Below are 8,356 nucleotides of genomic sequence, written 5' to 3'. Positions count from 1 at the left end.
ATAAAGTGAATTAGCCAATACCGTATTTGGGGAAGAACGACACTAATTTGCGAACTGCGACATATAATTTGCGAATGTACATACATGGAGAATAGGAGACTCGAACCCCTGACCTCTGCGGTGCGATCGCAGCACTCTACCAACTGAGCTAATTCCCCTAGTGAGCGTATTCTATTCTAACACTCAGGCGCGGCAGTTTTCACATCTTTTTGTAAATAAATTTCCTGCACCCGTTCTAATTCTAAATCAGTCAAATAATCTACAGTCCAGTTAGCTTGACGTTGCAACATATGAAAGGGGTAAGTATTCGCTACACCCACTACCTGCATCTGAGCGCGTTTGGCAGCTTGAATACCTGCGGGAGTATCTTCAATCACTAAACACTCTTGTGGCTGCAAGTTTAAATCTGGATTTGCTTGGTTGAGACGTTCTACAGCCAGCAAATAACCTTCTGGTTGGGGTTTACTGGTACTGATATCATCCCCAGCGACGATCACCTTAAAGTATGGAGATAGTTTGGCACATTCTAGAACCACTTCTATTTCTTGACGGAGAGCGTCACTGACCAGCCCTAAAATTAGATTTTGCGATCGCACTTGAAAGATCAAATCTTCCACACCGGGATATAAGGGCAACTTTTCCAACTTTTCCAATTCCAGTAAATAGGATTGGGCTTTGCGCTGGAGTAACTGACTTAAATATTCTTCTGTCACCACCCTACCACGATTTTTGAGCAAGTCTTGAAAAAAAGAGCGATCGCTACGCCCCAGAGAAGCTTGACGTTCATGCACCCTTTGCGGTTGCAGATTTTCCTGAACCAGAATTTCATCTATCAGTTGCAGGTGGATTGACTCATCTTTAATGATGACACCGTTAAAATCAAACAGAACTGCCTTTAAACTCATCTCACTACCCCAAATGTTGGGGAATCAACATCCTCGAAATCATTATTATCTTCTATTGTGGCATCTGTTGATATTGTTACTTGTGATCAATATCGGTTGACAAGTTCAATACTTTTGTACTACAAATAGAATACACCCTAAATGGAGATCAATAAAATGTATAATTCATCACAAAATAGTCCGAAAGAACTTAGGACACAGATGATCAAACTTCCTCATTTAAAAACCCCAATCCAAACTTAGAATTATGCCCTACGAAAAGTTAGAAATTAACACTCCATCACCAGTTTTATCTTGGGCAAATCATCCATTAGGCTCAGATGAAATCAAAATGGCTAAAAACGTAGCTTCATTGCCATTTGTGTTTAAACACGTTGCCTTAATGCCAGATGTACATTTAGGTAAAGGTGCTTTAGTTGGTTCAGTCATTGCCACCAAAGAAGCAATCATTCCTGCTGCGGTGGGGGTGGATATTGGTTGCGGAATCTCTGCCATTAAAACCCCATTTAAGGCAGAACAACTGGAAGGTAAACTAAAAAAAATTCGCTTGGATATTGAAGCAGCAATTCCCACAGGATTTAACGAAAATAAAGATGTAGAAAAAGCAGTAGCTAACTGGCAACGCTGGCAAGATTTTCAAGATTTGCATCGTGGTGTGCAAGATTTAGAAAGCAAAGCCATGAAACAAATGGGTTCTCTTGGTGGGGGTGAAAGATTGCCCCATCTTACAGTAATGTAAGATTAAAAACTCGTCCAAATCGGTGAAAGCTGCGATCGCTAATACCGAGGGAAGCGGTAAAACGCCCCGTAGAGAGTAGAGGGACTTGGGCATCCTAATTTACTAGGATGAAGGTGTACTCCGAACTATACCGAAATTGAAGGTATAGAATCAAGCAGAAATGACTTGATCGATTGCTGGTTTCATTTATGATATTGTGGAGTTATGGAAACCACTAATATCACACTAAACAACCCCGATTATGCCTACTTGTTCGGCTTCATTCAAACTGATGGTCATCTATACAATAATACTCGTGATCGAGGTCATTTAAGTATAGAAATCAGTAAGCAAGATGAAGATATATTGTGGGCTTTTAAGACCCTAGTACCGTTTAATTCTTCCATTACTGAACGTATTCGTAGCACTAATTTTAGTCAGAATTCTACATCAGTTATTTGGAAAGTTTATGATAAACGATTTCGAGATTATCTTAAATCCTGGGGTTTACCGATAGGTAGTAAGTCAGAGCTAGTCAAACCACCCAGTTGTAGTTTCTCCAAGGTTGATTATTTTAGAGGTTTGATAGATGGAGATGGATCTCTAGGGTTTACTTCAAACGGGTTTCCCTTTCTATCTCTAGTTACATCTAGCTCACATATTTGTTTTGAATATATAAAGTTAATTCAGCAGATTGTGGGTAAAACAAAAACCTCTAATAGAAATACTAGAGATAATATTTACAACATGACGGTGTATAAAGAAGATGCTCAAGCATTAGCAAAATACTTATACTATGATGGTTGTCTGGCCTTATCTAGAAAAATCATCAAAGCTAATAAAGTATTGAGTTGGATTCGTCCTCCTGATATGAAGAGGATTAACAACAGAAAATGTTGGACACTTCAAGAAGATCAGTTCATTACTACCCATTCAGTTGAGTGTTCAATGGAAGTATTAAGCAGAAGTCGAAACAGTGTTGAACTTAGACTGTGGAGACTCAACAAGCTTAACCAGCAATTAGTAACAAATTGAATCACTTTATTGAAGTGTGTCTTGATCTAGAGAATCAAGTTTGGTTAATGTTACATTCTGGTTCTCGAAACATTGGTAATAATCTCGCTCAATGTCATATTAATACAGCTAAAGAATTAGCTAAAATGGCAAGTAATAAATTACCTGATCCTGATTTAGCTTATTTTGTGGCTGGTACGCCAGAATTTAAAGCATATTGGCATGATTTACAATGGGCGCAAAATTACGCACATTTTAATCGTGATGTAATGATGGCTCGATTTAAACGCATCATCGAAAAACATTTAGCCGGGGGAAGAGCAATTAAACCCTTGTTACAAGTTAATTGTCATCACAACTACGCCGAAAAAGAAATACATTTTGGTGAAGATGTGTATGTCACTCGTAAAGGTGCTGTTCGGGCAAAAACCGAAGATTATGGGATTATTCCCGGTTCAATGGGAGCAAAATCCTATATTATTAAAGGTAAAGGTAATGCTCATAGTTTTTGCTCGTGCAGTCATGGTGCAGGACGTTTGATGTCGAGAAGCAAAGCCAAAAATGTTTATACCCTTGATGATTTAATTGCACAAACAAAGGGTGTTGAATGCCGTAAAGATACAGATGTGATCGATGAAATTCCTGGAGCGTATAAGCCAATTGAGCAGGTGATGGAAAATCAAGCTGATTTAGTTGAGATTGTAGCGACGCTTAAACAGGTTGTTTGTGTCAAAGGTTAACATTGATCACCGATTTAATGGATTAACAAGATTTCACGGTTAAATTGCCATAATTGCCAGCCTAAAAACAAGATCCCCCTAGCTGCTCTTTGTAACAAGCTAGGGGGATCTCATAATTGGTAGTCTATAGGTCTTTCGGTATAGCATCTAGAATAAATTATATGACATTTATTTGGACTTGTCTACCCTTGCGATTATAATCTTCCATGATTTTATATATTCTTTAGAATCTAGATCACAGATTCAAGGGACTAATCTGGGATTAAGCCTGGGTTGAGGATTTAACGTATCTTCACAGGGTAGAGAACCGAGTGGTTTGAGATTTGCTTGGGTTTTTGAGAACGGATTTAGAGATTTTGGATTAAATTGGTGATCAGAGAGCTAACAGCAGGAGCGTCTACCTGTTGCAGAGGTGGTGGTAACTGGTGTAGGTTCACTTTTGCCAGCATAAAAGCCTCTAGACGCTCTCCCTTAGCTACTGGGGGTTAACTCAACTGTGGCTAGATTGTAGAGCGTGCAGGAGAGTTGACCATAACAGAATAGCTGAGTGCTGATAGCAAAGATAAACCTAAAATCCCCGAATCCAAGTGTTAAATTTGTCTCAAAATGGGTGTTCTGTATGGGTTGCTTCTTCAACTGAAGGGCTACTAACACCAACTGCTGTTGCTCTTGGCAAATTTGATGGTGTTCATCTTGGTCATCAAAGGGTGATTCAACCAGTATTACCGTCAGCAGAGAAATCGGGAAATGGTGAACGTGTATACTCAACCGTTGTTACCTTTCATCCTCATCCCCAGGAATTTTTTTCAGGACAACCCCGTGCATTGTTAACACCACTGGATGAAAAAGTTCAACAATTGCGATCGCTAGGGGTAGAACAACTGGTATTATTACCTTTTGACAAGGATCTGTCTGCCCTAAGTCCTGAAAACTTTGTCGAACAAATTCTGGTCAAACAACTACAATGCCGAAAAGTTAGTGTTGGCCAAGACTTTTGTTTCGGTAAACAGCGTCTTGGTACTGCCAAGGATTTACAAATACTCGCTGCCAAGTATGATATTCCTGTGACTATTGTTCCCATCAAAACTTATTTAGATGAGAACTTGAAAATTGCACCAATTGAGGATCATCATCGCATCAGCACTTCATTAATTCGTCAAACCCTAGAAGATGGAGATATTCCCCAAGCAACCATCCTACTAGGCAGACCTTATACCCTCACTGGTGTAGTTATCCCCGGTCAACATTTGGGTAAAACCATTGGCTTTCCTACCGCTAATCTTCAGCTACCAGCAGATAAATTTTTACCCCGTCAAGGAGTTTATGCTGTGCGGGTTTCTATCTTCAACGAAACCACAAATACTTCTCCTGTTCGGAATTTGGGAGTAATGAATATCGGCAATCGTCCCACTGTTAACGGTACTTATTCCTCTGTAGAAGTACATTTATTTGATTGGTCTGATGACTTGTACGGTAAATATCTGGTAGTAGAATTAGTTAGCTTTTTGCGTTCCGAACAGAAATTTCCCAATCTAGAAGCCCTAAAAAACCAAATTCAACTTGACTGCACCGTGGCCAGACAAGTGTTAAATACTGCATACTAGGTGATAAGGGAATGGGGGCTAGGGATTGGGTATTAGGTATAAAAAAATAGGATTCTTTTATTTCTCTCCCCTGCTCCCTGCCTCCTGCCTTCATTCTTCCCCTTCTTCCCCCAGTATGAGAGATAAAATTGACGCTTTAACACAAAATCTAGCTCGTACTATCGTTGGTAAAAACGATGCTATTCGCTTAGTGCTAGTTGCTTTGTTAGGTGGTGGCCATGCTTTATTAGAAGATGTGCCTGGTGTTGGTAAAACCCTCCTCGCTAAGTCCCTAGCCCGTTCTGTAGATGGCAAGTTTCAACGATTACAATGTACCCCGGATTTATTACCTACCGATGTCACCGGTACTAATATATGGAATCCCAAAACGGGAGAATTTACTTTTCTCCCTGGGCCAATATTTGCCAATGTGCTATTAGCTGACGAAATCAACCGCGCGACACCCCGCACCCAGTCAGCTTTGCTGGAAGTGATGGAGGAGAATCAAGTAACGGTTGATGGTGTCTCCCGTTCAGTTCCTAAACCTTTCTTTGTGATTGCTACCCAAAACCCAATTGAGTATCAAGGTACATTCCCTTTACCAGAAGCACAAATGGATAGGTTTATGCTGTCTTTAAGTTTGGGTTATCCAACTGAGAAAGAAGAATTGCAGATCTTACAAAATCTCCAAAATGGTGTGCAATTTGTTGATTTACAACCTTGTATTACTTTAGAGGAATTAACAACATTACGCAAAATGTGTTCTCAGGTAGTGGTGGAAGCATCTTTGCAACAATACATTTTGGAATTGGTGCGAACTACTAGGGAAGATGAAGAAATCGCTCTTGGTGTCAGTCCTCGTGGTACTGTGTCACTACAAAAGGCTACTCAAGCACTGGCTTTTATTTCCGGTAGAGATTACGCCATTCCTGATGATGTGAAGTTACTTGTACCTCATGTTTTGTGTCATCGTCTGATTCCTAGAGGGGGACGCAATGCTAAAAATATAGTTGAGCGGTTATTGCGATCGCTTTCTATTCCTTAATGTAAAATATTATGGGAGGTTCTACCTCCCAAAAGCCATTTTTAGCATGAGATTGGTGATTAAACATAGTTCTGGTACATTTATTGTATAATAAAAAAAATAACATTGACCTATGCAAAAAATTACTATAACCAATTTCGGTGCAATTAAATATGCAGAAATTGAAATTAGAAAAATATTAGTGTTGATTGGTAAACAAGCCAGTGGTAAAAGCACTATTGCCAAACTTATTTATTTTTTCAAATCATTAAAAGATGATTTATTTACTCAAATCTATCATGATACACAGAAGGATTATTTTGATACTGATTCTGACTTAATATCTCCTATAAGAGACAAATTTTATAACTTTTTCGGCTCTACATTTTACCTGCCTGATTTTGAAATAAAATTTCATTATAGCATTAAGGAAGATAAATTTCTCAAATTAAGTATTGATGAGAATAAAAGACTGACAACTAATTTTAGTCCGAATTTTTTGAATGATAATTTTATAATTTCTGCAAGTAATATTAAACGACTTATACAACAACTGTTAAATGTAAATAATATTCGCCGCAAACAATTACAATTATTTGATGAAGAAGAAAAAATTAGATATGCTCAACAGCTTTCTATATTGTTGAATGTATTATTTGAAAGTCATCAAAACAATGCATTATTTATTATAGCTGGTAGAAATGCAACAGTAAGTTATTCTGATTTGTTTGAAAAATATTTGTTTGCAAGTGTTCAGCGTACTTTAGAAGAAAATACTAAACAATCATTTAAACGCAAAGAACAAACTATAGAGGAAATATTAATGCTAAAATTTATGGTAAATGTTGAAGCAATAAAGGATGCTTTCAAAAAATTTGAGAATTTTGAAGGACTAATTGAGAGTTATGAAGAAAAAGAAAGCGCAAGACAAAAATTACATATAATCAAAAATAACATTAATAAAATACTAAAAGGAGAATATCGCATTGATAATTTAGGAGAGAAAATTGTATTTAATGAAGGAACAGAAGAATATGTTTATCTTTCTAATGCTTCATCAGGACAACAAGAATCTATAAGAATTTTACAAGATGTTTTTATTAATATTCTTTATAATTATAAAATATTAAGAATTTTGGAAGAACCAGAAGCACATTTATTCCCTATCGCTCAAAAGCAATTAATTGAATTATTAGCTTTAATGGTCAATCATAATGATGATAACCAACTAATTATAACAACCCATAGTCCATATATACTAACAGTTTTTAATAATCTACTCTTTGCGAACAGAGTAGTTAAAAAAAATCCGTCAGCAGAATCTGAAGTAACAGAAATAATTCCTAAAGATTGTTGGCTTGATGCTTGTGATTTTTCAGCTTATTCATTAGGTAATGAATCTATTCTGGAAGAAAAAGATTATTGTGAATCCATTTTTAATAATGAAAAAGGTACTATCAAACAAAATTATTTAGATACTGTATCTGAAATTTTGGGTGATGATTTTCAGGCTTTATATAATATTCATGCTAAGACCTTTGCAAGAAAATGAGCAAACTTGACGTAATTAAAGAGCATCTATCAGATAATTTCACTAATTTTGCTAATTTTCTAGAAATTGAATTGAAATCAGAGTTTTCTGTGATAGATTATCAAGGTCAATCTTTTATTATTGTTCAGTTTCAAGATAATACATTTACAATTAAGATAAATGGTGTTGAGACTGTTATAAACGGCTTTGATAGCAGTAAAGTATTCAACATAAGCAATGCTAAAATAGTCGATTTTATCCCTATTGATGGAAAAAATGGACTTTTAGGATTTGGTACTTCTCATTGTGATTTTGTATTTTTTGATGAAAATGATTTTTGTTTCGTAGAGTTTAAATTAAATGCAACAAGTCCAGAAGAAAGAGCTATAAGAAATAATAGAAAGAAGGCAGTTAAACAATTAGAAAATACTATTAGTTGGTTCAATTATAAATTGGCAAAAAACTACGCAGGGTTAAATTTAGAAGCCTATGTTTGCACTCCTGCGTCTTATCCAAGATTTAATTCAAGTTGGCAAGAATTGGAGATTAGTTTTTTAGAAGACTACGGAATTAAACTTTTTGAAAGAAATGATAAAACCTGCCAATAAATAAAATATTAGGTACTTATGCACTGTACAAAATGGAGATGGTATGTTTGAAATAAATTGCTTAGTTTCAGGCTTTTGGAATCGTATATTAGTGCGGTGCGTCAGATAGAAAAAATCCGTTAGATGCTCAATTATCGGGTCTGACGCACCCTACAAGAGATAAAATCCATAATCCTTATGTAAAAGTTTTGAGATTGTATATTCCCCGTCCGATCCTTACATCCTTTACCACA

Annotated in this window: 6 protein-coding genes, 1 tRNA gene and 2 pseudogenes; 7 read left to right on the top strand and 2 right to left on the bottom strand. The window is 36.6% G+C overall.

What is annotated here, in order from left to right; all coding sequences use genetic code 11:
* Positions 1 to 85: 85 nt before the first annotated feature.
* Positions 86 to 158, bottom strand: a tRNA-Ala gene (locus VB711_RS04265).
* 18 nt (positions 159 to 176) lie between these two features.
* On the bottom strand, positions 177 to 905 hold the full coding sequence (locus VB711_RS04260) for an HAD family phosphatase (protein ID WP_323284483.1): 729 nt from the start codon (positions 903 to 905) through the stop codon (positions 177 to 179).
* Positions 906 to 1,152: 247 nt separating this feature from the next.
* Between VB711_RS04260 and VB711_RS04255 the strand changes: the two are divergent.
* From VB711_RS04255 to VB711_RS04225, 7 genes and pseudogenes are all read left to right on the top strand, one after another.
* Positions 1,153 to 1,614: pseudogene (locus VB711_RS04255) on the top strand (RtcB family protein); the annotation flags it as partial.
* A 234-nt stretch (positions 1,615 to 1,848) separates the two neighbouring features.
* Positions 1,849 to 2,658, top strand: a complete 810-nt coding sequence (locus tag VB711_RS04250; protein WP_323284482.1) for a hypothetical protein — start codon at positions 1,849 to 1,851, stop codon at positions 2,656 to 2,658.
* A pseudogene (locus VB711_RS04245) lies at positions 2,658 to 3,377 on the top strand (RtcB family protein); the annotation flags it as partial. The gene VB711_RS04250 and the pseudogene VB711_RS04245, both read left to right, overlap by 1 nt.
* 587 nt (positions 3,378 to 3,964) lie before the next feature.
* Positions 3,965 to 4,981: a bifunctional riboflavin kinase/FAD synthetase gene (locus VB711_RS04240; RefSeq protein ID WP_323284481.1), complete on the top strand. Its 1,017-nt coding sequence runs from the start codon at positions 3,965 to 3,967 to the stop codon at positions 4,979 to 4,981.
* A gap of 115 nt (positions 4,982 to 5,096) precedes the next feature.
* Positions 5,097 to 6,005, top strand: a complete 909-nt coding sequence (locus VB711_RS04235; protein WP_323284480.1) for a MoxR family ATPase — start codon at positions 5,097 to 5,099, stop codon at positions 6,003 to 6,005.
* Between the two features lie 112 nt (positions 6,006 to 6,117).
* Positions 6,118 to 7,536 (top strand): AAA family ATPase, encoded by a 1,419-nt coding sequence (locus VB711_RS04230; RefSeq protein WP_323284479.1) that lies wholly within the window; start codon positions 6,118 to 6,120, stop codon positions 7,534 to 7,536.
* Entirely contained in the window at positions 7,533 to 8,123 is a 591-nt protein-coding gene (locus VB711_RS04225; RefSeq protein WP_323284478.1) for a hypothetical protein, read from the top strand. Before VB711_RS04230 ends, VB711_RS04225 begins: the two co-directional genes overlap by 4 nt.
* Positions 8,124 to 8,356 lie beyond the last annotated feature (233 nt).

It is taken from the genome of Cronbergia sp. UHCC 0137, from assembly GCF_034932285.1.
In the GTDB taxonomy this organism is placed as follows: domain Bacteria; phylum Cyanobacteriota; class Cyanobacteriia; order Cyanobacteriales; family Nostocaceae; genus Cronbergia.
Note: the sequence above shows the minus strand (reverse complement) of the source record. Positions and strands in the feature narration are given on the sequence as shown.